The sequence below is a fragment of the Aeromonas sp. s7(2024) genome (genome assembly GCF_040907825.1).
GTDB classification, from domain to species: domain Bacteria; phylum Pseudomonadota; class Gammaproteobacteria; order Enterobacterales; family Aeromonadaceae; genus Aeromonas; species Aeromonas veronii.
Window position 1 is genome coordinate 101,639 of record NZ_JBFOCM010000037.1, and the last position, 24,746, is coordinate 126,384.

At 58.1% G+C, this 24,746-nt stretch carries 31 protein-coding genes; 18 read left to right on the top strand and 13 right to left on the bottom strand.

All coding sequences use genetic code 11. The features are described from left to right. Window positions 1-50: 50 nt before the first annotated feature. The 10 genes from AB5Y73_RS17050 (at window position 51) to npr (ending at window position 6,867) form a co-directional block, all read left to right on the top strand. Window positions 51-1,046 (top strand): KpsF/GutQ family sugar-phosphate isomerase, encoded by a 996-nt coding sequence (locus tag AB5Y73_RS17050; RefSeq protein WP_058057518.1) that lies wholly within the window; start codon window positions 51-53, stop codon window positions 1,044-1,046. Beyond that, window positions 1,046-1,600 (top strand): 3-deoxy-manno-octulosonate-8-phosphatase KdsC, encoded by a 555-nt coding sequence (gene kdsC / locus AB5Y73_RS17055; protein WP_107684358.1) that lies wholly within the window; start codon window positions 1,046-1,048, stop codon window positions 1,598-1,600. Before AB5Y73_RS17050 ends, kdsC begins: the two co-directional genes overlap by 1 nt. Continuing rightward, on the top strand, window positions 1,597-2,157 hold the full coding sequence (gene lptC, locus AB5Y73_RS17060) for an LPS export ABC transporter periplasmic protein LptC (protein ID WP_047438732.1): 561 nt from the start codon (window positions 1,597-1,599) through the stop codon (window positions 2,155-2,157). The genes kdsC and lptC overlap by 4 nt, the downstream gene beginning before the upstream one ends. Beyond that, complete coding sequence (lptA, locus tag AB5Y73_RS17065; protein ID WP_040068817.1) at window positions 2,144-2,671, top strand: lipopolysaccharide transport periplasmic protein LptA; 528 nt, start codon at window positions 2,144-2,146, stop codon at window positions 2,669-2,671. Before lptC ends, lptA begins: the two co-directional genes overlap by 14 nt. 3 nt (window positions 2,672-2,674) lie before the next feature. Then, window positions 2,675-3,400, top strand: coding sequence for an LPS export ABC transporter ATP-binding protein (lptB, locus tag AB5Y73_RS17070; RefSeq protein ID WP_005336333.1), 726 nt, complete (start codon window positions 2,675-2,677; stop codon window positions 3,398-3,400). Between the two features lie 65 nt (window positions 3,401-3,465). After that, entirely contained in the window at window positions 3,466-4,905 is a 1,440-nt protein-coding gene (locus AB5Y73_RS17075) for an RNA polymerase factor sigma-54 (protein WP_005336331.1), read from the top strand. Window positions 4,906-4,925: 20 nt separating this feature from the next. After that, a complete protein-coding gene (gene hpf / locus AB5Y73_RS17080; RefSeq protein ID WP_005336323.1) occupies window positions 4,926-5,213 on the top strand; it encodes a ribosome hibernation promoting factor in 288 nt (95 codons plus the stop codon). Between the two features lie 2 nt (window positions 5,214-5,215). After that, complete coding sequence (gene ptsN, locus AB5Y73_RS17085; protein WP_107684357.1) at window positions 5,216-5,662, top strand: PTS IIA-like nitrogen regulatory protein PtsN; 447 nt, start codon at window positions 5,216-5,218, stop codon at window positions 5,660-5,662. 45 nt (window positions 5,663-5,707) lie between these two features. Beyond that, entirely contained in the window at window positions 5,708-6,574 is an 867-nt protein-coding gene (gene rapZ / locus AB5Y73_RS17090; RefSeq protein ID WP_021231839.1) for an RNase adapter RapZ, read from the top strand. A gap of 20 nt (window positions 6,575-6,594) precedes the next feature. Then, window positions 6,595-6,867, top strand: a complete 273-nt coding sequence (gene npr, locus AB5Y73_RS17095; RefSeq protein ID WP_005336318.1) for a PTS phosphocarrier protein NPr — start codon at window positions 6,595-6,597, stop codon at window positions 6,865-6,867. A 17-nt stretch (window positions 6,868-6,884) separates the two neighbouring features. On the opposite strand, the gene AB5Y73_RS17100 is transcribed toward npr, so the two are convergent. The 12 genes from AB5Y73_RS17100 to AB5Y73_RS17155 all read right to left on the bottom strand — a co-directional run bounded on the left by AB5Y73_RS17100 (window position 6,885) and on the right by AB5Y73_RS17155 (window position 17,806). Beyond that, window positions 6,885-8,789: a transcription antiterminator gene (locus tag AB5Y73_RS17100; protein WP_118854500.1), complete on the bottom strand. Its 1,905-nt coding sequence runs from the start codon at window positions 8,787-8,789 to the stop codon at window positions 6,885-6,887. A 107-nt stretch (window positions 8,790-8,896) separates the two neighbouring features. Further along, entirely contained in the window at window positions 8,897-9,637 is a 741-nt protein-coding gene (locus AB5Y73_RS17105; RefSeq protein ID WP_107684355.1) for a KDGP aldolase family protein, read from the bottom strand. Continuing rightward, entirely contained in the window at window positions 9,637-10,752 is a 1,116-nt protein-coding gene (locus AB5Y73_RS17110) for a DgaE family pyridoxal phosphate-dependent ammonia lyase (RefSeq protein ID WP_118854502.1), read from the bottom strand. The genes AB5Y73_RS17105 and AB5Y73_RS17110 overlap by 1 nt, the downstream gene beginning before the upstream one ends. After that, window positions 10,736-11,875, bottom strand: coding sequence for an amidohydrolase/deacetylase family metallohydrolase (locus tag AB5Y73_RS17115; RefSeq protein ID WP_118854503.1), 1,140 nt, complete (start codon window positions 11,873-11,875; stop codon window positions 10,736-10,738). Before AB5Y73_RS17115 ends, AB5Y73_RS17110 begins: the two co-directional genes overlap by 17 nt. A gap of 42 nt (window positions 11,876-11,917) precedes the next feature. Then, window positions 11,918-12,568 (bottom strand): DUF4310 family protein, encoded by a 651-nt coding sequence (locus AB5Y73_RS17120; RefSeq protein WP_107684352.1) that lies wholly within the window; start codon window positions 12,566-12,568, stop codon window positions 11,918-11,920. Between the two features lie 11 nt (window positions 12,569-12,579). Continuing rightward, window positions 12,580-13,356 (bottom strand): DUF4311 domain-containing protein, encoded by a 777-nt coding sequence (locus tag AB5Y73_RS17125; protein ID WP_005341754.1) that lies wholly within the window; start codon window positions 13,354-13,356, stop codon window positions 12,580-12,582. A gap of 39 nt (window positions 13,357-13,395) precedes the next feature. Next, window positions 13,396-13,692, bottom strand: a complete 297-nt coding sequence (locus tag AB5Y73_RS17130) for a DUF4312 family protein (protein ID WP_019444839.1) — start codon at window positions 13,690-13,692, stop codon at window positions 13,396-13,398. Continuing rightward, the gene (locus tag AB5Y73_RS17135) at window positions 13,692-14,057 is read right to left on the bottom strand and encodes an SFCGS family glycine-rich protein (RefSeq protein ID WP_005355141.1); all 366 of its coding nucleotides are present in this window, start codon (window positions 14,055-14,057) and stop codon (window positions 13,692-13,694) included. Before AB5Y73_RS17135 ends, AB5Y73_RS17130 begins: the two co-directional genes overlap by 1 nt. A gap of 17 nt (window positions 14,058-14,074) precedes the next feature. Continuing rightward, complete coding sequence (locus AB5Y73_RS17140; RefSeq protein ID WP_005355140.1) at window positions 14,075-14,434, bottom strand: transcriptional regulator; 360 nt, start codon at window positions 14,432-14,434, stop codon at window positions 14,075-14,077. A gap of 314 nt (window positions 14,435-14,748) precedes the next feature. After that, window positions 14,749-15,873: an outer membrane-stress sensor serine endopeptidase DegS gene (degS, locus tag AB5Y73_RS17145; protein ID WP_058057526.1), complete on the bottom strand. Its 1,125-nt coding sequence runs from the start codon at window positions 15,871-15,873 to the stop codon at window positions 14,749-14,751. A 109-nt stretch (window positions 15,874-15,982) separates the two neighbouring features. Beyond that, window positions 15,983-17,344: a Do family serine endopeptidase gene (locus tag AB5Y73_RS17150; RefSeq protein WP_005336295.1), complete on the bottom strand. Its 1,362-nt coding sequence runs from the start codon at window positions 17,342-17,344 to the stop codon at window positions 15,983-15,985. 81 nt (window positions 17,345-17,425) lie between these two features. Next, the gene (locus AB5Y73_RS17155) at window positions 17,426-17,806 is read right to left on the bottom strand and encodes a YhcB family protein (protein WP_005356646.1); all 381 of its coding nucleotides are present in this window, start codon (window positions 17,804-17,806) and stop codon (window positions 17,426-17,428) included. Window positions 17,807-17,946: 140 nt separating this feature from the next. On the opposite strand from AB5Y73_RS17155, the gene zapE reads away from it, so the two are divergent. The 8 genes from zapE (at window position 17,947) to AB5Y73_RS17195 (ending at window position 24,120) form a co-directional block, all read left to right on the top strand. Then, on the top strand, window positions 17,947-19,041 hold the full coding sequence (gene zapE, locus AB5Y73_RS17160) for a cell division protein ZapE (RefSeq protein ID WP_118854504.1): 1,095 nt from the start codon (window positions 17,947-17,949) through the stop codon (window positions 19,039-19,041). Between the two features lie 266 nt (window positions 19,042-19,307). Beyond that, window positions 19,308-19,736, top strand: coding sequence for a 50S ribosomal protein L13 (gene rplM, locus AB5Y73_RS17165; protein ID WP_005336289.1), 429 nt, complete (start codon window positions 19,308-19,310; stop codon window positions 19,734-19,736). A gap of 15 nt (window positions 19,737-19,751) precedes the next feature. Continuing rightward, window positions 19,752-20,144 (top strand): 30S ribosomal protein S9, encoded by a 393-nt coding sequence (gene rpsI, locus AB5Y73_RS17170; protein WP_005336286.1) that lies wholly within the window; start codon window positions 19,752-19,754, stop codon window positions 20,142-20,144. A 295-nt stretch (window positions 20,145-20,439) separates the two neighbouring features. Beyond that, on the top strand, window positions 20,440-21,030 hold the full coding sequence (gene petA, locus AB5Y73_RS17175; RefSeq protein WP_040068840.1) for a ubiquinol-cytochrome c reductase iron-sulfur subunit: 591 nt from the start codon (window positions 20,440-20,442) through the stop codon (window positions 21,028-21,030). A gap of 2 nt (window positions 21,031-21,032) precedes the next feature. Continuing rightward, the gene (locus AB5Y73_RS17180) at window positions 21,033-22,250 is read left to right on the top strand and encodes a cytochrome bc complex cytochrome b subunit (protein ID WP_040068842.1); all 1,218 of its coding nucleotides are present in this window, start codon (window positions 21,033-21,035) and stop codon (window positions 22,248-22,250) included. Next, on the top strand, window positions 22,247-22,981 hold the full coding sequence (locus AB5Y73_RS17185; RefSeq protein ID WP_110303993.1) for a cytochrome c1: 735 nt from the start codon (window positions 22,247-22,249) through the stop codon (window positions 22,979-22,981). The genes AB5Y73_RS17180 and AB5Y73_RS17185 overlap by 4 nt, the downstream gene beginning before the upstream one ends. An 87-nt stretch (window positions 22,982-23,068) precedes the next feature. Further along, window positions 23,069-23,698: a stringent starvation protein SspA gene (gene sspA, locus AB5Y73_RS17190; protein ID WP_005336279.1), complete on the top strand. Its 630-nt coding sequence runs from the start codon at window positions 23,069-23,071 to the stop codon at window positions 23,696-23,698. Continuing rightward, window positions 23,695-24,120 (top strand): ClpXP protease specificity-enhancing factor, encoded by a 426-nt coding sequence (locus tag AB5Y73_RS17195; RefSeq protein WP_005336278.1) that lies wholly within the window; start codon window positions 23,695-23,697, stop codon window positions 24,118-24,120. Before sspA ends, AB5Y73_RS17195 begins: the two co-directional genes overlap by 4 nt. Before the next feature lie 43 nt (window positions 24,121-24,163). Here the strand turns inward: AB5Y73_RS17195 and dolP are convergent, their stop codons facing one another. Continuing rightward, complete coding sequence (gene dolP, locus AB5Y73_RS17200; RefSeq protein WP_005336277.1) at window positions 24,164-24,742, bottom strand: division/outer membrane stress-associated lipid-binding lipoprotein; 579 nt, start codon at window positions 24,740-24,742, stop codon at window positions 24,164-24,166. Between the last annotated feature and the right edge of the window lie 4 nt (window positions 24,743-24,746).

The window sequence follows — 24,746 nt, forward strand, 5'->3', positions numbered from 1 at the left end:
CAGACTTTTTTATAATCCCGCAGCTAATTTCGGCCCGGAGCTGTGTCTTTATGTCTGTAAAGCCTGAGAAAGTGTCTGAACTGTTCGATTTTCGTCGCAGTGCCCGCGCGGTGCTGGACACAGAAAAGCAAGCCATTGATGGACTCTATCAGTATCTGAACGACGCCTTCGACAAGGCGTGCGAAATGGTGCTGCGCTGCGGTGGCAAGATAGTGGTCACCGGCATGGGCAAATCGGGCCATATCGGCAGCAAGATCGCCGCCACCCTCGCCAGCACCGGCACACCGGCCTTCTTCCTTCACCCGGGAGAAGCGAGTCACGGCGATCTGGGGATGATCTCCAGTGGCGACCTTATCATCGCCATCTCCAACTCCGGTGAGAGCGACGAAATCCTGGCTCTGCTGCCGGTACTCAAGCGCCGCGGCATTCCGCTCATCTGCATGACTGGCAATCCCGCCTCCACCATGGCCAAAGAGGCCAACGTGCACCTGTGCATCAAGGTGGAGAAAGAGGCTTGCCCGCTGGGTCTGGCACCCACTTCCAGTACCACTGCAACCCTGGTGATGGGTGATGCCCTGGCAGTGGCTCTGTTGGAAGCGCGCGGTTTTACCGCCGATGACTTCGCCCTCTCTCACCCGGGCGGTTCCCTTGGCAAGCGTCTGTTGCTGCGGGTTGGCGACCTGATGCACAGCGGTGAGCTGTTGCCCCGGGTGGGGATAGATGCCACCATCAGCCAGGCGCTGCTGGAAGTGAGCCGCAAGGGGCTCGGTATGACGGCTGTGGTCGATGGCAATGGCCTGCTGGCCGGGCTCTTTACCGATGGCGATCTGCGCCGCATTCTTGACCAGCAGATCGATATCCATCACACCCCAATCAGCCGTGTGATGACGGCCAACTGTGTTACCGTAGGTCCAGAGATGATGGCTGCAGAAGCCGTCAAGCTGATGGAAACGAGAAAAATCAATGGATTACTGGTCGTGGATGAAGAGAAACGCCCGCTCGGCGCCTTCAACATGCACGACCTGCTGAAAGCCGGAGTAATTTGATGCAAAACGTATCGACCCTCTATGGTCCGGTGACGCGCAGCCAGTTCGACAAGGCGGCGCAAATCCGCCTGCTGGTGTGCGATGTGGACGGGGTGCTCTCCAACGGCCTCATCTACATGGGAAACAACGGCGAAGAGCTGAAAACCTTCTGCACCCGCGATGGTGCGGGCATGCGAGCGTTGCTCAATGCAGGGATCGAGATCGCCATTATCACCGGGCGCAACTCCCGTATCGTCAGCGATCGGATGAAAAGCCTGGGGGTGGCTCATGTGGTGCAGGGGGCTGATAAAAAGCTGCCTCACTTCGAAGCGCTGCTGGCCAAGCTGGGGCTGACTGCTGAACAGGCCGCCTATATGGGCGATGACACCATCGATCTGCCGGTGATGGCCGCCTGCGGCCTGGGTATCGCGGTGGCCGATGCCCATCCGCTGGTGCTTAGTCGTGCCGATATGGTGACCCGGCTTGGCGGTGGCATGGGCGCGGTGCGCGAGGTGTGTGACCTCATTTTGCAGGCGCAGGGCCACGACGATTATCAGCCCGAGGCCTCGGTATGAGCAGACAGACCCTGTTGTTTGCCCTGCTGTTTCTGGTCGCGCTGGTTGCCTGGCAGTTGGGCAAGGTTGAGCTGGTGCCTGAGAGCGCCGTCAAAATCGAAAACTATCAGCCGGATTTTGTCGCCAAAGATCTGGTGACCACCCGTTTTGATATCAACGGCAAACGCACCGAGCGGCTGGAGTCGACCTACGCCGAGTATTATCAAATCCTCGAGCAGGCCACCTTCGACAAGCCGGTGGTCTACATGTATGACGATCAGGGTGCTGCCGAGTGGAAGGTGACCGCCGAAACCGGCGTGCTCAACACGGGCGACAACGTCATCCTGCGGGACAAGGTGCATCTGGATGGTCTGCTACCTACCTCTTTCATCTCCACACTGGATACATCCTATCTGGAGCTGGATCTGGTGACACAGGATGTGCGCAGCAACCGGGAAGTGAACATTCTGGGTCGGGATTTCCAGACCCAAGGGGTTGGCCTCAAGGGCCATCTGGACCGCAAATATTTTGAGTTACTGGATCAAGGCCATGCCATCTATTTCAATGAAAAACGCTAATCTGGCCCTCGCAGCCCTGTTGTTGTGTGGTGCGGTGACCGCCAAAGAGTCCGACTTTGCCGAGAAGGTCTACGTCGATGCCGTCAAACAGGTGGCCGAGATGCAGGACAACCGCATCACCTTCGAAGAGGATGTGACCATCAATCAGGGCACCATCCGGATCAAGGCTGACAAGGTGGTAGTGACCCGTTCCGGCGAGAAAGGGGCCGAGGTGATGACTGCCTACGGCAAGCCCGCCACCTTCTTCCAGATCCTGGATAACGGCAAGCCGGTCAATGCCCACGGCAATACCATCCGCTACGAGCTGAAGAACCGTCTGGTGACCATCACCGGCAACGGTCAGCTCAAGCAGGAAGATAGCCAGGTCAATGGCGATCTGATCCGCTACGACATCGTCAAACAGAAGATGATTGCCGAGAGCAAGAGCCCGAGCCAGCGGGTCAAAACCGTGTTCCTGCCGGATCAGGTAGAGAATTTCGACAAGCCCGCCGACCAGAAGAAGCAGGGAAAATAAGCCATGGCAGTGTTGAAAGCAGTGGGCCTGCAGAAGAGCTACAAGCGCCGCATGGTGGTGAGTGACGTCAGCCTTGAAGTGGGCACCGGCCAGATTGTCGGCCTACTCGGCCCCAACGGGGCGGGCAAGACCACCTCCTTCTACATGATCGTGGGGCTGGTGCAGCGCGATGCCGGTCTCATCACTATCGACGATCAGGACATCAGCCTGCAGCCCATGCATGTGCGGGCCCGTAACGGCATCGGTTACCTGCCGCAGGAGGCCTCCATCTTCCGTCGCCTGTCGGTGTTCGACAACCTGATGGGAGTGATGCAGACCCGCAAAGGGTTGAGCCGTGAGGAGCGTGAGGACAAGGTTCAGCAACTGCTGGAAGAGTTCAACATCACCCACATTCGCGACAACCTGGGTCAGAGCCTCTCCGGCGGTGAGCGCCGTCGGGTCGAGATCGCCCGTGCGCTGGCGGCCGAGCCGCGTTTTATTCTGCTGGATGAACCCTTTGCAGGGGTTGACCCGATTTCTGTGATAGACATCAAGAAGATCATTCAGCATCTGAAAGATAGAGGCCTTGGCGTCTTGATTACCGACCACAACGTCAGAGAGACTCTGGACGTATGTGAGAAGGCCTATATCGTCAGCCACGGCAAGATGATTGCCGAAGGTGCACCGGCTGACATCCTTGCCGATGAGCAGGTCAAGCGCGTCTATTTGGGCGATCAATTCAGTCTATAGTAAGGGGGCATGCCTTCATTTCCTTTGACGAGTGCCTCGCTGAACATAAGGATATCCCGACGTAGATGAAGCCGACATTACAGTTGCGTCTCGGTCAGTCCCTGACCATGACGCCGCAATTACAACAAGCGATTCGTCTGCTCCAGCTCTCCACTCTGGAACTTCAGCAGGAAATTCAGCAAGCGCTCGAAAACAACCCTCTGCTGGAGCAGGAAGAGAGCGAGGCGCAAGAGACCAGTCCGGAAGCGCCGGTCGATGCCAGCCAGCTGGATTCCAGCGATGCCATGGCCCAAGAGCAGATGCCGGATGAGTTGCCGGTGGATACCACCTGGGACGAGGTTTACTCTGCCGGCACCGCCCAGAGCGCGGGCCCCATCCACGATGGGGAAGATAGCGTCTATCAGGGAGAGACCACCGAAAACCTGCAGGATTATCTGTTGTGGCAGATGCGGCTCACACCGTTCAGCGATGTGGATGCCGCCATCGCGCTCGCCATCATCGATGCCATCGACGAATCCGGTTATCTGACCGTTGCGCTGGAGGATATCCAGGCTGCCGTCACCAGCGATGACGTAGAGGTGGAACTCGATGAGGTCGAGGCGGTACTCAAGCGGGTGCAGCACTTCGATCCGGTCGGCATTGCTGCCCGTTCGGTGCAGGAGTGTTTGCTGATCCAGCTGGATCAATATGACCCGCAGACCCCCTGGCTCAACGAGGCCAAGGAGGTGATCCTCGAGCACATGGAGCTGCTCGGCAACCGGGATTACCGCACCCTCGCCCGCAAGACAAAACTCAAGGAGAGCGACCTCAAGGAGGTGCTGGATCTGATCCAGCTGCTGGAGCCGCGCCCCGGCAACGGCATCATCCAGAGCGACTCCCAGTACGTGATCCCCGACGTCTCCGTGGTCAAGAAGGGCAGCAAGTGGGTGGTCGAGCTCAATCCCGATTCCGCCCCGCGCATCCGGGTCAACGAGACCTATGCCGCCATGGCCCGCAACGCCCGCAGCAGCACGGATACCCAATTCATCCGCTCCCACCTGCAGGAGGCCAAGTGGTTCATCAAGAGCCTTGAGAGCCGCAACGATACCCTGTTGAAAGTAGCCAGCTGTATTGTCGAGCAGCAGCAGGGCTTTTTCGAGTATGGTGAAGAGGCGATGAAGCCGATGGTGCTCAATGACATCGCCGAAGCGGTAGAGATGCATGAGTCGACCATCTCCCGGGTGACGACCCAGAAGTACATGCATACCCCCCGTGGTATCTTCGAATTGAAGTTTTTTTTCTCCAGCCATGTGAACACCGAAGGAGGAGGAGAGTGCTCATCGACCGCAATTCGCGCGCTCATCAAGAAGCTGGTCACGGCAGAGAATCCTGCCAAGCCGTTAAGTGATAGCAAGATCGCGGATTTGCTGGCCGAACAGGGTATTATGGTGGCGAGACGCACGATCGCTAAGTATCGCGAATCCTTGTTTATCCCACCTTCCAATCAGCGCAAACGCCTGGTTTAGGCAAACAAAAGGATGATGTTATGCAAATTAACCTGACCGGACACCATGTCGAGATCACCGAAGCTCTGCGTGATTATGTGAATAACAAATTTGCCAAACTCGAGCGTCACTTCGACCACATCAACAATGTTCATGTGGTGCTTAGCGTGGAAAAACTGAACCAGATAGCGGAAGCCAAATTGCACGTCAGCGGTGGCGAAGTGTTTGCCAACTCTGAACATGCCGATATGTATGCTGCGATAGACACCTTGCTCGACAAGCTGGACAGGCAGATCATCAAGCACAAAGATAAGTTAAATAAAAAATAACCATGCAACTTGAACACATACTGAGTCGGGACTGCACCAAGAGTGCAGTCCCTTGTACCAGCAAGAAACGCGCCCTCGAAATCATCAGCGAGCTGGCCGCCGAACGCCTTGGCACCTCCCGTCAGGCACTGTTCGAATGCTTGCTGGCCCGCGAAAAAATGGGTAGTACCGGGATCGGTGCCGGTATTGCGATCCCCCACGGTCGCATTGTCGATGAGTTCCCGCCAACCGCGATCCTGATGACCTTTGCCGACCCTATTCCTTTCGACTCCATCGACAATCAACCGGTTGACCTGCTGTTTGCCTTGCTGGTGCCGGAGAGCGAGTGCAAGCAGCATCTCAAGACCCTTTCTCTGATGGCTTCCAAGCTGGGTGACAAGGCGGTTTGCCGCCAGTTGCGTCAGGCAACCAGTGACGAAGAGCTCTATCAGATCATGACCTCGGCCTGACAGCAGGCCAAGGATGAGACACCCGTTTTGGCGTGAGGGAACAAGATGCAGTTAATCGTGGTAAGTGGACGTTCGGGCTCCGGTAAAACGGTAGCCCTGCGAGTGCTGGAAGATCTGGGTTACTACTGTGTGGACAACCTGCCGGTCAATCTGCTGCCCCAGCTGATTGTCTCGGTGGAGAGCCAGTACGACAAGCTGGCGGTCAGTATCGATGTGCGCAACCTGCCGAGCGATCCGGAGAAACTGGAAAATCTGCTGGCTCAGGTGCGCAATGAGGGGCGGGTAGAGTTCTCCAGCTTTTTCTTCGATGCCGACAACGGCACCCTGCTCAAGCGCTATGGCGAGAGCCGTCGCTTGCACCCCCTCTCGCGCAACAAGCTGTCGCTGGATGAGGCGATTCGGGAGGAGACCCACCTGCTGGCGCCTATCTCCTCGACCGCTGACCTGCGCATCGACACCACCACCCTCAGCATTCACGACCTGAGCGAGCTCATCAAGACCCGGGTACTCGGCAAGAAAGAGAACGAGCTGGTGCTGGTGTTCGAGTCGTTCGGCTTCAAGTACGGCATTCCGAAGGATGCCGACTTCGTGTTCGATGCCCGCTTCCTGCCCAACCCGCACTGGATCCCCGAGCTCAAGCCGTTCACCGGCAAGGATGAGCCGGTTGCCAACTACCTCTCGGCGCAGGCCGACGTGATGCTGTTTACCCAGCAGATCGAGAACATGCTGGTGACCTGGTTGCCCCATCTGGAGCGCAACAATCGCAGCTACCTCACGGTCGGCATCGGTTGCACCGGCGGTCAGCACCGCTCGGTCTTTATTGCAGAACGGCTGGCCAGTGCATTCCGTTTGCTTGGCAAGAACGTACAGATCCGCCACCGCACTCTCGACAAGAGTGCCCCCCAATCTTGACGGACCAATAGGACGACCCGATGACTGTTTCCGCCTCGGTTGAAGTAAAAAACAAGCTGGGTATTCATGCCAGACCAGCCATGATGCTGTTCGAGCTGGTGCAGGGTTTCGATGCTCACGTGCTGCTGCGCAATGAAGATGGTGTGGAGGCCGATGCTGACAGCATCATCGGCCTGCTGATGCTGGATTCGGCGCAAGGGCGGCAGGTGGAAGTACAGGTTGAGGGCCCCGAAGAGGTCGAGGCCCTGGCTGCCGTGGTGGAGCTGTTCACCTCCGGCTTTAACGAGGAGTAGTCACTCCTCGTTTCATGTTATGAACCGGTGCGCGCCAGCGCTTTGAAGCTGGCAAAATCCCGACAAGCCAGCAGATTCCTGCTGGCTTTTTCGTTCATCAGTGCCAGAAACAGGTCGTAGAGACCCATCGCCTCCTCGTAATCGGCCTTGCTGATGGCCAGCACGAAGATGAGCGTTGCGATTTCCCCGTTGCCCCAGTCGATCCCCTGCGGGGCCAGTACGGTGTACACCAGAGTGCGGCGCGCCAGCAGACCGAGAGAGTGGGGCAGGGCGATCCCTTCTCCCAGCATGGTGGAGACGATCCGCTCCCGCTCCTGCAGTGAGGCTCTGAAGCCGCTCTCCACCAGATCTTCCGCTTCCAACTGATCACAGATGCGGGAAAACAGTTCGGCCTGGGTAAGGGGTTCTTTGACCACCATGAAGTGGTCGGCATCGAAATATTTGTCGAGCATGTAGGGGCGGGTGCGGTCGATCAGCACCAGCTTGCCAAGCTGCTCCAGCTGGTATTGGGTCGGGAAGGGGGCAACGAGTACCACGGGAGCGTTTTTTTCGTTCACCTTAACGGTACTGATGACAAAGTCCTGCGCGATCTGCGCCAGACCTTCGTAATCCCGCACCGATTCAAGCGTGGTCAGCTGCAACTGGGGATACTCCCGCTTGATGCGTGCTTCCAGTACCCGGAAGGTGGCGTTGCCTGCATCGCAAAGCAATAGCGCCTGCGGGCGGCGGGTGTAGCCGATGTCGTAATGGCGCTCCAGCCCGACCCCGATATGGATCACCAGATAGCCGATCTCGTGATGGGTCAGTCGGTAGGGGGTCTGCTTGATCCACTCCGAAATGGCCGCCAGCGTGATGTCGTAGGCGAGGGGGTAGTACTGCTTGATGTGATCTGCCAGCGGGTTGTGGTTGCCAATCTGGTATTTGACCCGTAGCAGCATGGCGCTGATATGGGTTTGCAGGTCGGCCCGCAGCTGTTGGTCGCCTCGCAGGTCGTAAGGGTAGTGTTGATGAATGTAGGTCAGCAGATGTTCCACCAGCTGTTCGCTCTCGGCGGCCATTGCCGGGCTGAGCTGGGGAGTATCGGCAATCAGGCGCGCCTGGATCTGGATGGCGAGACCGGCGATCTCGTCCTCTAAGGGGGGCGTCAGGGTGGGCAATACCGCATATATATCGCGAGATACTGCCAGCAGCGGCAGAGTCAGATCCTCGCTGGCGAAGTGGCGCAACTCGTGACCGGATGCCTGACGCAGCAGGGCAACGGCGCAGTAGATGGTGAGCTGCTGCAGGCTCTCGTCAGCGAGACGCAGCTGATGTCGGGCAAGCTGGGCATGGATATGATTGCCCACTACCTCCATCGTCTTGCTGGGGCAGAGGTTGGGTAGCAGGGTTTGCAACTGGTTGTTGTGCAGCAACTCCTGATAGAGCAGCTGGGTCAAACAGGCACGGATCGCCGTCTCCTCCCCCTGAATGCGCATCCCCAGGCGGGGTTTGCTCTCAACGCTGAGCCTGAAGTGGCTGAGTTGCTCACGGACTTCCGCCATATCCCCCTGCAGTGCCGCCCGGCTCAGATACCAGGTATCAGCCAGCTCATCGAGCTTGATCCCCTGCTCTGCCGTCAATAGCAGGATCTGCAGGTGCAGCACCCGCTCCCGGCTGGTGCGTGGCAGGCCGCTATCCTGACCCTGGGCCGCCAGCAGAGCGTCAAACAGTCCCTGATTGTAGATTTTCAGCTGGTAGCCGCTGCCACGCTGGTGGATCAGGTGAGCGCCGTGCGTGGCAATCAGTTCATTGAGGGTCGCCACATCGGTGCGCACCGTGCGGGTGGAGACATTGAGGCGGCGAGCCAGCTCCTCCTGTGGCAGTGGTTCGGCATGGAGCTGGATCAGCAGTTGATGGAGCCTGGGGTGTGGCAGCTTGATCATAGGGGGTATGCAAGACTCCTGTTGCGAGATAAAGGGTCGATGTTAACAAGTGGGTCATCAACAAGCCAGGCACCGGTCAGTGATTAAACCGGCGCCCGTGACTGCCATCAGGCAAACAGTCGTTTCACTATGGCCAGCAGAGTGCGAACATCCTCGGGGCGAGTGTGCCCGCTCGCGCTGTCGATGATGGAGCTGTAGACGTGAGGGATCACCTTCTCGACACCGGCGTCCAGCGTAATCCGCACAATCTCTTCAAAGTTGTCCAGATCGATGCCGCCGGTGGGCTCCAGCCAGAAGCCGTGGCGGGCACAAGCCTCGGCCACTGCCTGATACTCGTCGCGGCAGGCCAGCCCACCCATGGGGAAGAACTTGACCGAGCTGCCGCCCATGTCCTTGAGCAGGGCGATGGCGGTATCGATGGGCACTATGCCATCGGGCTGCCCGGCGCTGAGTGGACCGGTGGAGATCTTCACCATGCCCGGCATGCCGGTAGGGGAGATCAACCCATTCACCAGCGTTTGTGATTGGCCGAGCAGCGCCCGGCTGGCGCCGACACCGGTGAACACCTGATTGACGTGCTGGGGCTGCAGCTGGCAGGCCAGCTCGGCCACCATGGCGGATTGGCGCGGATCCCCGGCGCCCAGCCCGATGGAGAGGGCGTTGTCGATAAGCTTGGCGTACTCCTTCATATCGGCAACTGCGGAGCGGATATCCGGGTAGTTTTTGGAGAGCACACCGACCAGCACGTGGCCTTCGGCTGCATCGTACACCTCGACGGCATTCTCTTTGGAACCGGCCAGCACGTTGAGACAGACCCGATCACGGTAGTAGTTGGGGGTAAGGGACATCAGCGATTCTCCTGAACGAGGTTGGCAATGGCAGAGTGGATTTGGTCGAGCTGGGGCACGGAGACGCTGCGCACATCGATCTCGATATGCCCCTCGTTGGCCTTGTAGCCACGACAGTAGATGGCAGGCGTGCCCTGTTGCAGACGGGTGACGACCTGCACTGTGGTCATGCCGAGCTGCTGGTGGTCGAAGGCGATATCGGTGCGGGCGATGTCGCGCCCTGCGCTGTCCCATACCACCTTGGCGGTGACGCCGGGCAGCTGGTTGAGGCGCTCGATGAAGGGGCTCATCTTGGCGACCATGGCGGCGCCGCTCTCTTTCTCTTTGGCCAGATAGCGCTCGATGGCGTGGGTCAGGCCGAGGATACCCTCCTTGCCCACCTTCATGGCGCGACCGATGCCATTGGCCTGCTGTTTGACCCACTCCACGTACTGACGCTTGCCGAGCACCAGCCCGCTGGTGGGCCCTTCAATGGCCTTGGCGCCGCTGTAGATGACCAGGTCCGCACCCTGGTTGTAGTAGAGGCGCAGATCCTCTTCGGCAGCCGCATCGACGATGAGCGGGAGCCCGTGGGTCTTGGCCACCTCGGCGGCCTCTGCCACCGACAGAATGCTCTTCTGCACGCAGTGGTGGGATTTGATGTAGAGGATGGCTGCTGTGTTGGCATTGATGGCAGCGGCCAGCTGGGAAGGGGAGCACTCGTTGGCGTAACCGGCTTCTACTACTTTGCCGCCACCCAGATTGACCATGGTACCGACCGGGGCGCCGAAGTTGACGTTATGCCCCTTGGGCAGCACGATTTCACTCGGCACCTCATGGTGATGGGCATGCAGGTGCTCGAGGCGATAGGGATCGCCGCGTACTATCATGGCGGCGACTGACTGGGCGATGCCGGCGCTGGCACAGGAGACCACCACCGCATCTTCCACATCCAGTAAACCAGCCAGATAGGCGCCGGTCTTGTTGACCAGATCCTTGACCTCGAAGTAGTGGCCCAGGCCAAAATTGACCGCATCGACCACCTCCTGCTCGGGGGTGGAGACGCCGAGTATGGTCATGCGCCCGGAGGCGTTGATCACCGGTTTGAGCTGATATTTCTCATAAACAGAAGGCATGGTGTGATTTCCCATAGTGAGTCAGAACCAGTTCGCCACCGACCAGGGCGGCGAGAGGCTGCAGTTGTTGGTCACCGCTGCGGGACTGGGCTTCGGTATCCATAAACAGGGTCGGGCCGCTGGCGACCTCGAACAGGGTCAGATCGGCATCGGCTCCCACCTCGAGCCACCCCTTGCCGGAAAGGCGCAGGGCATCGGCCGCTTGATGGGTGACGCAGGCGAGCACCTGCTCCAGCGTCATGCCGATGGCGAGAAATTTCGACATCACGTGGGCCAAACTGTAGACCGGCCCCTTGATGCGGTTCTTGCAGTAGATGTCTGAGCTGATGGTGCGGGGCAGGATCCCCTGCCGGATAGCCAGCTCCGCCACCTCGAAGCTGAAGCTGGCGCCGCCGTGGCCGATGTCGAGCAAGAGCCCCCGCTGCATCGCCTCGCGCACCGCGACCCGCAGCTCGCCAGCCGAGGTCAGGATGCGGTTCGGTTTGCCATTGAAGCAGTGGGTCAGCAGATCGCCATCCCCCAGCAGGGCAACTATCTCGTCCAGATCCGGCGGCGTGTTGCCCACGTGCACCATCAGCGGTAGCTGGCCGTGGGTCTGTTGCAGCGCCTTGGCCATGCGCAGCGGTTGTAGACCGTTTTCTCCGACCACGCTGCCGCTCATCCGCGCCTTGATGCCGACAATAAAGTCGGGGTGGCGGCGAATGGCTGCCGAGGCAAGATCCATATCCAGATCCCGGCTATCAGCCAGTTCGTTCTGGCGTAGCAGACCGATGCGGGAGATGTTGAGCAGGGCATGCACCCGGGTCTTGCAGCCCGCAGCGATCTGCTGGAAGTCATCCACATCGTCGGCTCCGGTGCTGCCGGCGTCGATGACGGTGGTGACGCCGGACTCTACGCCCACCTTGTCCGGCTCATCGTGATAGATGGGGGAGGCGGGGTAGCAGTGGGTGTGGCCATCGATCCAGCCAGCGCTCACATGCACCCGGCCGCTGAGATCCAGGATCTGCCGCGCCGTTGCCGTCTCCGGCAGGGAGCCGATGGCGGCGATTTTGCCCTCCCTGATGGCGATATCGACGAGCTGGCCATCTCCCAGCCGCCCCGCTTTGATGATGATGTCGTACATGCTGATAACCTCTGGCGAGCCGCCCCGCAGGGCGGCTGGTACTTACACAAGGGCGACCGGGAAGAAGGTACCCAGCAGCATGGCTCCCAGAATGGCACCGCCGGTGATGGGCTTGTCCCACACGTAGAACAGCAGCGCACCCAGCAGGGAACCGATACCGATGGGGATGGAAGCGCCCATGGCGGAGAGGATGATGAGGGGGCCGAGGAAGCGGCCAGAGCTGTTGCCAGCACCCATCATCACGTCAGCACCGTAAGTGGAGTTGCTCTGGTTGATGGTGAACTTGCGCGCCAGAATGATGACGTAGCCGATAGCCAGACCAATCCCCATGCCGGTTGCCAGCGAGGCGCCGAAGTTCTCCACCGGATAGACGATGCCGGCTCCCAGCAGCAGGGCTGGCACACCGAGGCCGACCCCGGTCTGGATTGCTCCGCCGATATCCAGAATCCCCACCAGGGATCCCTCGATGATGCGGGCGAACAGGAAGCTGGCACCGAACGCGGCTACCGCGCCGTAGGCACCCGTGTCCATTCCGGCTTTCAGCATGGCGACGAAGGCTACCTCGTTGAAGGCACCAACCCCGTACAGATAGAACATATGGGTACCTGCAAAGACCCCGGCCGAGAGCAGGCCGACGAAGATGGGGAATGACCAGTCGGCGTACCAGAAGTTGTTTTTCAGTTTCTCATCCATGGTGTGACCCCTTATTTGCCGCTCAGCAGGTTATGGACGTTTTCCAGCCAGAGGGGGACACCCATATGGAAGGATTCAATCAGTTTCATGTCGAAGCCGCGGAAGAAGCCGCTCAGCACGAACAGCAGGACGATGGCAGCCATCATCACCTTGGTGACATGGTTCCAGCCGCTCTCTTCCACGCCCTTGCCGATCAGGATGCCGAGCACCAGGCCCGGTACCGCGTTGCCCATGATGAGCTGTGCCAGACCGCCGAAGATGGTGGCCCAGAAACCGGATTTCTTGCCCGCCTCGATGGCAGCTAGCCAGAAGATCACCGGCATGACGGTGTTGACCAGCAGGTTGGCGGCCGGTACCAGCACCTTGACCGCAGTGACCTGCAGGGCGGCCGGGACAGCAGCCGCCGTACTGTTGAGGAAGGCGACCACGATGGCACCTATGATGCCGCCAGCGATGGCCATCTTTTTCGGGTCGTGCAGAGTGGTGGCGAGATCCCGATTTTTGAACAGCAGTGCCGCCGTGGCCCAGTGCGGGATGATGCGGTGATCCACATCCTGGGTGAAGGCGCCTGCCGCCACGGTCGAGGCCCAGGCGTTGAAGAAGAAGCCCAGACCAAACGAGAAGTGGGAAGCGGGATCCCCTTCACAGGAGTTAAGTTCGCCCAGGGTGCGGAAGGCACCCATGCCCTGTACGGTCGGGGCGTGGAACATCCGCGCCGCGCCGGCCCCCACCCCGACGCCAACCAGGCCGCCAATGATGAGTGACTTGATAAAAATGATTAGAAACATCCAACGTATCCTTCTTGTGGGGTTGTGCCTGCGCAGGCATCACACCTGGGTGAATGTCACCTTGGCGACATCCAGACTGGTGACCTGAACCTTGATCTCCAGCTGGACGCGGTATTCGCGGCGCTGGCGCGGCAGGAAGAAGAACAGGAACTTCTCCACCCGGACCGACTCCTCGGCTTTGAGCACCTGTACATCGACCGGCTCAATACGCAGCAGTACCTGCTGGTTGTCCTTGAGCAGTGTGGGTTGCACCTGGCTGAGGGCGGAGGCAAACGCCTGCTGGCGGGTCGTCCCCTTGCCGTTGACGATGACCTGGGTGGTGAAGTTCTCTTTCATCAGGCGCGTCCGTGCTTCTTGGCGAAGGCTTCGACCAGCTTCTGACCCAGCTCTTCCTTGTCCATGAAACCGAAGCCCAGCACCACGCACCCTTCGTTGATGGCGGTGACGCCCTCTTCAACAGAGCGCATGCCGTAGCGGCACTTGTAGCCGTATTTGGTCTGGGCGGTGATCGCCCCGGCGCCGCCGCTGCCGCAGAAGGAGATGCCGAGATCCGCCTGCTCCTTGTTCATCACGTCGCCGAGCTTCATGTCAGCGGCCATGCCGGGGATGATGGTCACGTTGGCCCCGGCAGCTTCCGCGCCTGCGCCCACTTTCTGACCCTTGCCGAGACGGTCTCCAATCACGAGTTTGATGGCTGTCATATCGATTTCTCCTTGAGTTACGGGTTCTGCACCGAGCTGAGTTCGTTTTCTTTGGCGACTTCAAAATGGACGGACAAGAGGTGTGCCTCCTCATAAGCAAGCTGATCCAGCCAGCTGACGACCTGTTCGGCGAGACGCAGTGAGAGGGGGGAGATCTCTTCAAACAGGCTGAGGTCAACTTCTGGCAGGGGCTCGCCGCTGTGGGAGCGCCACACCATGGCTTTGACATGGGAGGCCAGCATCTGCCGTTGCACCTCGTTGGGGATGATGCCCTGTTCGGCCAGCAGGGGATAAATGCGCGCGAGGATATGATCGGTCTGGCGCAGCAACTCCGGGCTGTTCGGGGTCAGGGTCTGGTCGTGAGTCTCTGTTTGCAATGTCTGCTCTCCAAGGCTGGCAGAAGGTATGGCGTTACCCTAAGCCTGCGCGTCGATGTGGAGGAGGCAGCGTTTTTCCGATTCGAAGCGGAAATTCCTGAGGAAATGGCCCCAAAGTGATCGTTTGGATACTGAAAAGGTAAAAAGAGTGCTTATTGAAGCTGGTTTTGTGTGATCGGTAGCGCACAAATCGGGGGGCGGGGGCAGGGCAAGCGTTGCGGGAAACTGTGAGTCATCTCACGGTAAGAGACGTTGCCGAGAGGGCAGATATGGAAAAGGGCGGTTTCCCGCCCTTCTCATAACAAGGAGTGACGCTAGCTGGCCGATGTGGCGCTCGAGCTGGCTGTTCTCTGCTGATAGCGCAGGTCTTCTTCTATGGTGACCACCACTTCCAGCGGCTTGCCGGAGCGGAATACCGAGATGGTCAGCTTGGTGCCGGGGCGGCTCTCGACAATCTTGTCCATGGCGCTGCGTACGCCACTGATGGCTTCTCCGTTGATCTTGAGCAGCACATCCCCTCGCTGCAGGCCGCCTTTGGCCGCCGGGCCGTTGGGATCCAGACTCTCCACCACCAGACCACGCAGGTCGCCGAGGTTCATCATCCGCGCGACTATGGGGTTGATCTCGACACTGGAGATCCCGAGGTAGCCGCGGATCACCCGGCCGTTGGCGATCAGCTCATCCATGATCCGTTTGGCCAGCCGGTAGGGGATGGCGAAGCTGATGCCGTAGCTCTCCTGATTGCCGTTGAGGTGATAGGTGGCGGTGTTGATACCCACCAGATCGCCACGGCCGTTGACCAGTGCTCCCCCCGAGTTGCCCTCGTTGATGGCGGCATCGGTCTGCAGCAGATCCTGACGGCCATTGCTGTCGGGCCCCATGCTGGAGAGGCCGGTGCGGCCGGTCGCACTGATGATGCCTTGGGTGATGGTCTGGCCGACGTTGTAGGGGTTGCCGATGGCGAGCACCACATCTCCCACTTCTGGCAGTCGCTCAGGATCTTGCGGGATCACCGGCAGGTTGTCTGACTCGATATAGAGCACGGCGAGGTCGGTGAGCTGATCGGTTCCGACCAGCTCGGCACTGAAGACCCTGCCATCCTGCAACGCGACGATGATCTGGTCGGCATCGGCGATGACGTGGTAGTTGGTCAGTACATAGCCGCGCTGGTTCATGATGACGCCGGAACCCAGCCCTTGCGGGCGCAGTTCCCCCTGATTGCCCTGATTGGGGGCAAAGCTGCGGGTGTAGATGTTGACGACGGCAGGGCCTGCCCGATGGGCGGCATAGGAGAAACTCAGTTCACGGGCATTGGTGATGATGCCGGGCAGTTGGGCACCACCGCGAAAATGGGGAAACAGCAGCAACAGCAGCGCCGCGACGGTCAATCCAAAACCGACAGACTTGCCCAAGTAACTGACTAAAGGGGGGATTTTCATGTCATTCTCATCCGTACAGGCTGCGCGCAGAGAATAACACTATCGATGGATAAAAATCACCCGCGGTGAAGGCCGCGGGTGATAGAGGGGTTGGCGAACAACTTGAGCGTTAGCGGATCACCAGATAGAGCGAGGAGTCACCGCGCTGGATGTTGAGTGCCAGCACGTCAGGCTTGTTCTTGAGCGCCTTGGTCAGCTCGCCCAGGGTGTTGATGCGCAGGCGGTTGACCCCGATGATGATGTCACCCTTCTGCAGGCCGGAAGCGGCTGCCGGAGAGCGAGGATCAATATCGGCCACCGCGACACCGGAGACCGGGTCGGTAGTGGTGCTCAGCTTGGCCCCTTCCAGTGCCGGATGCAGCGCACTAGCGCGTACTTCGCTGTCATCGGCCTGCTTCAGGGTCACCTTGGCTGTTTGTGACTTGCCATCGCGGATCAGTCCCAGCTCGACCTGCTTGCCAGCGCCCATGGTAGCGATCTTGGCACGCAGCTCACCGAAGGAGCGAACCGGTTTGCCATCGATGCTGACGATGATATCGCCGGCCTTGATGCCCGCCTTGTCGGCCGCCGAATCAGGCATGACCTGATTGACGAAGGCACCATCCTTCTTGTTGTAACCGAAGGTTTTGGCGATGTCGGAGGTGAGCTCGGTGCCGGTAATCCCCAGCTGGCCGCGACGCACTTCACCGTACTTGACGATCTGCTCGGTCAGATCCCGCACCATGTTGGAAGGGATGGCAAAGCCGATGCCAATGTTGCCGCCGTTCGGGCCCAGAATCGCGGTGTTGATACCGATCAGCTCGCCACGCAGGTTGAGCAGGGCGCCGCCGGAGTTACCGGAGTTGATGGCCGCATCGGTCTGGATGAAGTTCTCCAGATTCTCGATGTTGAGGCCGCTGCGACCCAGCGCACTGACAATACCGGAGGTGACGGTCTGGCCCAGACCAAACGGGTTGCCGATGGCCAGCGCATAGTCACCTACCCGCAGCTCGTCGGAGTCGGCGAACTTGATCTGTACCAGGTCCTCGGCCTTGATTTGCAGCAGGGCGATGTCGGACTGCTTGTCTTCACCAATCTTCTTGGCCGCATATTCACGACCATCCTTCAGGTTGACCTTGATCTCGTCCGCCTCGTGAACCACGTGGGCGTTGGTGATCACGTAACCCTTCTTGGCATCGACGATGACACCGGAGCCGAGTGCCTGGAATGGCTGCTCGCTCACCTGTTCATCGGGCATGTTGGGGCCGAAGAAGAACTTGAACTGTTCCGGCAGACGCTGACGGGTAATTTTTTTGCCAGAAACCGAGATATTGACCACCGCCGGGGTGACCTGTTCGAGAACAGGCGCCAGGCTTGGCATCTCCTGATTTGAACCTAACAGGGAAGGCAGTGCAGCCTGAGCAGGGGCCGCAGACATGGCGATACCGACACTGAGGGCTAGCACACTGAGCATGGAAAGAGGTTTACGCATATGAAAAACAGCTCCCAGAAAAAGTTGCATTGCAATCGTCAAGGTCAGACCACGGGACTGGCCAATTAGTTCCGCGAGGAACTAGTTTGGTTGCTTGAGCAGTCCGGAAGAGGCGCCAGCATAGTCGCGAGGCGGAACGCCCGGCTCTTCTGCCACATTGGCAGGGGCTTCTTCTACCAATGACTCGCGGAACAGCGGTTCCTGCGCCTTGGCCAGGAATTTGCTCTGCTCGGCCATGTGGCGATAGAGGGTCTGATACTGCTCGGCCAGTTGCTCCATCAGGGCGGCGCTGTCGGCGAAGTGGGTGTTGATTTGGCCCTGATAACTCTCGAGCTCCTTGTGGGCCTTCTTCAGTTCCTGTTCGAGACGGCCAGCATCGCGGCTACGCACCGAAAAACGGCCGAGAACGATACCGATAATCAAGGCCGCGACAGCCAGCAGGATCCCAGTTAACAGACTCATAGATGCTCCTTGTTACAGCTAAAACAGAGTGGGTTTATGCGGTCGTCATAACCGCCATGCCTTGATGGCACTATACCGTGCGTCCTGAGGCCGTGATACCATTTTGTCCTCGATTCAGGGACTTGGAGAGGCGCTCAAGGATGACACCGCAGCAAAAATACCAGCAGGATCTGCTGCGCCCCGGCTTTGTGGCCGACCCCGCGCAGGGGATGGCCATTAGCAGGCTGGAGCGACTGTATCAGGATTTGCTACGGCGCCCGACTCCGACCAGATCTCGAGGGCTGCTGGGTTGGCTGCAAAAGCCCAAGCCGCCGGAGCCCGTCCTCGGTATCTATATGTGGGGCGGAGTGGGCCGAGGCAAGACCTGGCTGATGGATACTTTTTTCGACAGCCTGCCTGGGACGCGCAAGATGCGCAGCCATTTCCACCGCTTCATGCACCGCATTCACGATGAACTGCAGGGGTTGAGCGGGCAGTCCGATCCCCTCAAGCTGGTGGCCAGCAAGCTTGCCAGCGAGACAGACATCATCTGTTTCGACGAATTTTTTGTCTCCGACATCACCGATGCCATGTTGCTGGGAACGCTGTTTCAGGAGCTGTTTGGTCACGGTGTCGTGCTGGTCGCCACTTCAAATATTCCGCCGCAGGATCTTTATCGCAACGGGCTGCAGCGAGCCCGTTTTCTGCCTGCTATCGAGCTGATCGAGCGCCATTGTGAGGTACTTAACGTGGATGGTGGTATCGACTATCGCCTGCGTACGCTGGAACAAGCCGAGATTTATCACTGCCCGCTGGATTTGCAGGCAAAAGCCAATCTTGACCACTATTTTCAGCAATTAACCGGCGGACACACGGCTTGCGAGGGGACGTTCGAGGTCAATCATCGTCAGCTGAGGTCGCTCGGGATGGGGGAAGGGGTGCTCTATATGGAGTTTGAGCAACTTTGCTGTACTCCCCGCTCCCAGAACGACTATATCGAGCTGGCCAGACTGTTCCATACCGTTCTGCTGGCCAATGTGCAGCCAATGGGCACAGGCACGGATGACGCGGCTCGTCGCTTCATTGCCATGGTCGATGAGTTCTACGAACGGCACGTCAAACTCATCATGTCGGCGGCTGTTCCCATGACAGAACTCTACGGCGAAGGGCTGCTGAATTTCGAATTCCAACGCTGTCTTTCACGGCTTCAGGAAATGCAATCGCACGAATACCTTGCCAGAGTGCACCTTCCTTAGTCACAATACCGCGCCTGCCAGTCGGATGGGCATCTGCGGCAGGTAGGGCCGGGCGACATTTGCTGGTTTCATGGCAGTGAAATTAGCAGGTGATATTTAAGGCAACTTCACTTATAATCGCCCGGCCCACGTTACAGCTGTCGATAAGACAGCAACACTTTAAGCTTTACTTGTATTCGAAGGGGTACAGGTAGGCCATCGTTTGTTGTTTGTGGGAGAGCCCCCATAAGCAATTGGGTCTGTAACAGGTAATTGGGTTTAACTTAATGAAAACTTTCGTTGCCAAGCCAGAAACCGTAAAACGTGACTGGTACATTGTGGACGCAGAAGGTAAAACTCTGGGTCGTATCGCAACCGAGATCGCTGCTCGTCTGCGTGGTAAGCACAAAGCTGAGTACACTCCGCACGTTGACACCGGTGATTACATCATCGTTGTAAACGCTGAGAAGGTACACGTAACCGGTAAGAAATTTACCGACAAAATGTACCACGCTCACTCCGGTTTCCCGGGTGGTATCAAGTCAATCAGCTTCGACAAGCTGATTCAGCGTAAACCGGAAATGGTAATCGAAGCAGCCGTCAAAGGCATGCTGCCGAAAGGTCCTCTGGGCCGTGCCATGTTCCGTAAACTGAAAGTTTACGCAGGCGCCGAGCATGCTCATGCTGCTCAGCAACCTCAAGTACTGGATATCTAATCGGGAACTGGCAACATGGCAGAAAATCAATACTACGGTACCGGCCGTCGCAAAAGCTCCACTGCTCGCGTATTTATCAAAGCGGGTAGCGGCAAGATCGTAATCAACCAGCGCTCCCTGGAGCAGTACTTCGGCCGTCCGACTGCCCGCATGGTAGTTCGTCAGCCGCTGGAACTGGTTGAGATGACCGAGAAACTGGACCTGTACATCACCGTTAACGGTGGTGGCATCTCCGGTCAAGCTGGTGCGATCCGCCACGGTATCACTCGTGCTCTGATGCAGTACGACGAAACCCTGCGTTCCGAACTGCGTAAAGCTGGCTTTGTTACTCGTGATGCCCGTAAGGTTGAGCGTAAGAAAGTTGGTCTGCACAAAGCTCGTAAGCGTCCGCAGTACTCCAAGCGTTAATTCGCTTTTGGTACTCACTCTTTCGAGTGTCAAAAAAGCCTGGCAACCGCCAGGCTTTTTTTATTGGTAATATTACCGACATCAATGCTAACCACGCGTCACAAAAGACAAAAAATTGTTTCTTTATTGTTTTCATTGCTCACCGCTCTTTCTTGTCAAGTTGTTATCTTTTCTTTAAAATTTCCCCTGTTTTCTGTGGCAATTGTAAATCCAGCTTCCGCCGCTGTTGTCACGGGAAAAATGGGGAACAGGGACACTATAAGAATGTGCGGAGTCCACATGGGAGAGTTTTTGGATGAGCAATGCGCCAGTTGATACCGGTCGCCGCAGATTTCTTACCTGGTCAACGGTTGCCGTTGGTGGGGTAGGAGCTGCGTTTACCGCAGTGCCGTTTATAAAGTCATGGAATCCGAGCGCCAAGGCCAAAGCAGCCGGTGCGCCGGTTGAAGTCGATATCAGCAAGTTGGAACCGGGTCAGCTCATCCGTGTCGAGTGGCGAGGCAAGCCAGTCTGGGTGGTGAAACGCACCAAACAGACGCTGGATGCCTTGGCTGCACATGATGACAAGCTGCGGGATCCCTCATCTGAAGAGCCGCAGCAGCCTGACTATGCCCATAACGGGTACAGATCGATCAAGCCAGAAATTTTTGTCGCGGTCGGTATTTGCACCCACTTGGGGTGTTCACCTTCCTATCTGCCTGACAGCTTTGGCGAGCAGGTGCAGGGCGTTACGTCCGGCTTCTTCTGCCCGTGCCATGGCTCCAAGTTCGACATGGCCGGCCGTGTGTTCCAGGGGGTGCCTGCACCGCTGAACCTGGTCATTCCGCCCTATCAATTCATTAATGACACCACCATCCTGGTCGGTGCCGATGGCAAGGAGGCCTGACCATGTTGAGTAAACTGATGGGCTGGATCGATTATCGATTCCCGCTCACGGCCATGTACAACGACCACATGGCCAAGTATCCGGCACCGAAGAACCTGAACTTCTGGTACTTCTTCGGCTCGTTGGCCATGCTGGTGCTGGTTAACCAGATCATCACCGGTATCTGGTTGACCATGAACTACAACCCCTCTGCGGAAGGTGCGTTTGCCTCCGTGGAGTACATCATGCGCGATGTGGAGTACGGCTGGCTGCTGCGTTACATGCACTCAACCGGTGCGTCTGCATTCTTCATCGTGGTCTATATGCACATGTTCCGCGGCATGATCTATGGCTCTTATCAGAAGCCTCGTGAGCTGCTGTGGATCTTCGGCATGCTGATCTTCCTGGTGCTGATGGCGGAAGCCTTTATGGGCTACTTGCTGCCTTGGGGTCAGATGTCATTCTGGGGGGCCCAGGTCATCATCTCGCTGTTTGGCGCCATTCCGGTCATCGGTGACGATCTGACCCTGTGGATCCGTGGTGACTACGTGATCTCCGGTGCGACCCTTAATCGCTTCTTCGCGCTGCACGTCATCGCGTTGCCGCTGGTGCTGGTGATGCTAGTTGCCATGCACATTCTGGCGCTGCACGAAGTGGGCTCCAACAACCCGGACGGTATCGACATCAAGAAGCACAAGGACGAAAACGGCTGGCCGCTGGATGCGGTGGCGTTCCACCCTTATTTCACCGTCAAGGACATGATCGGTGTGGCGGGCTTCCTGTTCTTCTTCTGCGCCATCATTTTCTTCAAGCCGGATATGTGGGGTTACTTCCTCGAGAAGCCGAACTTTGAAGTGGCCAACGGCCTGAAGACTCCTGCTCACATCGCGCCTGTGTGGTATTTCACCCCCTTCTACGCGATTCTGCGTGCGGTACCTGACAAGCTGCTTGGCGTCATCATGATGGGCCTCTCTATTGTGGTGTTGTTCCTGCTGCCTTGGCTGGATCGCTGCAAGGTGCGTTCTGTTCGCTATCGCAGCAAGCTGCACAAGCTTAACATCGCCCAGTTCGTGGTCTGCTTTATCATCCTGGGGGTGCTGGGTGTACTGCCGTCGACGCCGACCCTGACGCTGGTTGCCCAGATTTGTACCTTGGGTTATTTCGGTTTCTTCGTGCTGTTGTTCTTCTACAGCAAAAACGAACGCACCAAGCCGCTGCCGGAGAGGGTTACATTTAAATGAAAAAAATAATATTTGCAGTGCTGACCCTGCTGCCATCACTGGTGTTTGCCAATGCTGGGGCCGTGCATCTGGACAAAGCCAATTATGATCTGAGCGACAAGGCATCCCTGCAACGTGGAGCTGCCACCTTCATGAACTATTGTGCAGGCTGCCACTCTACCCAGTATCAACGCTACAACAGGGTTGCTGCCGATCTGGAGATCCCCGAGGAGTTGATGAAGGAGAACCTGATTTTCACCGGCGCAAAGGTCGGTGACCTGATGAAGAGCGCCATGTCAGAGAAGGATGCCGCCAAGTGGTTTGGTGCGCCGCCCCCCGATCTGACACTGGTTGCCCGGGTGCGCGGTGCAGACTGGATCTACACCTATCTGCGTTCCTTCTACGTGGATGAGACCCGTCCGTTCGGGGTGAATAACGCAGTGTTCCCGTCCGTGGGCATGCCCCATGTGCTGGAGCCGTTGCAGGGAACCCCCCGTGCCGAGTTCGCTACTCACACGGTCGACGGAGTGGAAACCCAGCAGGTTGTCAGCATCAAATCTGACGGTAATGGTGAAATGGATGACGAAGAGTATGATCAGACGGTACTGGATCTGGTAAACTTCTTGGTCTACTCGGCTGAACCGGTACAACAGGAGCGTGAACGCATGGGCTTCTGGGTGCTTGGTTTCATCGTGATCTTCTTCATCTTCACTGTGCTGTTGAAGAAGGAATTCTGGCGCGACGTTCACTAAGCGACCAGATCCGGGTAATATAATGCACGGCAATGAAGACCAAGATGCTTCATTGCCGTTTCTGCTTTTTAATGACGGGAGGGTTCAATGGCTGTAGCTGCCAATAAGCGTTCGGTAATGACGCTGTTTTCCGGTGCCAACGATATGTTCAGCCATCAGGTGCGTATTGTCCTGGCGGAGAAGGGTGTTAGCGTGGATATCTGCCAGGTTGATCCAGCCAATCTGCCGGATGAGCTGGCCGAGCTGAACCCGTACAACTCTGTACCGACCCTGGTTGATCGTGAGCTGGCACTCTACACCTCGCGCATCATCATGGAGTATCTGGACGAGCGCTTCCCGCATCCGCCCCTGATGCCTGTTTACCCGGTTGCCCGCGGTAACAGCCGTCTGATGATGCACCGCATCGAGCTGGACTGGTACTCCCTGGCCGACAAGATCATGGCCGGTACCGATGCTGAAGCAGCACGCAACGAACTGCGTGACAACCTGCTGGCCATCGCGCCGATCTTCGGTGAAATGCCCTATTTCATGAGCGAAGAGTTCGGTCTGGTGGATTGCTACATGGCACCGCTGCTGTGGCGTCTGCCGAGCCTTGGCATCGACCTGACCGGTCGTGGCGCCAAAGAGCTGAAGGCCTACATGGTTCGTCTGTTCGAGCGTGAGTCCTTCCAGGCTTCCCTGACCGAAGCCGAACGCGAGATCCGTGCTGGCGTATGAGCATGGAACCGACAATGACACCGAGCCGCCCGTACTTGTTACGGGCGTTCTTTGACTGGTTGCTGGACAACGATCTGACCCCTCATCTGGTGGTCAACGTCAACATTCCCCATGTGATGGTGCCGATGCAGTTTGCTCAGGACGGGCAAATTGTGCTGAATATCGCGCCCCGAGCCGTGATGCAATTTCACATGGATAACGAGGCCATCAGTTTCAGTGCCCGCTTTGGCGGCGTCTCCCAGCAGGTTTATATCCCGATGGCGGCAGTGCTGGCTATCCATGCCCGGGAGAACGGCGTGGGCACCATGTTCCCGCCCGAGCCGGGTTACGATATCTGGCTGGAGCAGGCTGAAGCGCCGGTGGAGCCTGAGCCGGAACCGCCGCGTCCAAGCGGTCGTCCGACCCTGAAGGTGATCAAATAAAAAACGCAGCCGATTGGCTGCGTTTTTTTATGTGCGGTCGGGCTTAGTTCTGGGCGAATTCGAAGGCCTTGATCACGCGCTTCACGCCGGTGACATGGCGGGCGATGTTGACTGCCTGCTCTCCCTCCTGGCGAGTCACCAGACCAATCAGGAACACCTCGCCGTTCTCGGTGACCACCTTGACCTTGGTGCTGTCGAAGTTCTTGGTGCCGAACATGTCGGCTTTCACCTTGGAGGTGATCCAGGAGTCATTGCTGCGGGTGGTGAAACTGGCAGGTTGGCCGATGCGCAATTCGTTGTAGACGTGGCGGACCCCTTCGATGCGACTGACAATTTTGCCCGCCTCAATCTTGTAAACGTCAGAAGGTGTCTGGCCGACCAGCAGGACGCGGCCATTGTTGCTGTAGACGCTGATCTTGCTGGCTGCGCTGAGGGGTTTGTTGTCGGCCAGCAGATTGGCCGCTTTCAGCTCGATGGTCTGGTCATCCCACTGCGCGCCCAGGGTTCGGCGATCGCCAGAGGCCTTGGCAGTCCCTGCGGCGCCGCCAACAACCAGGGCTGCGCAGCCTTGCAGCAGCAGGGTGCTAACCAGCAGACCGAGCAGGATAGTGTGCTTTTTCATGGTT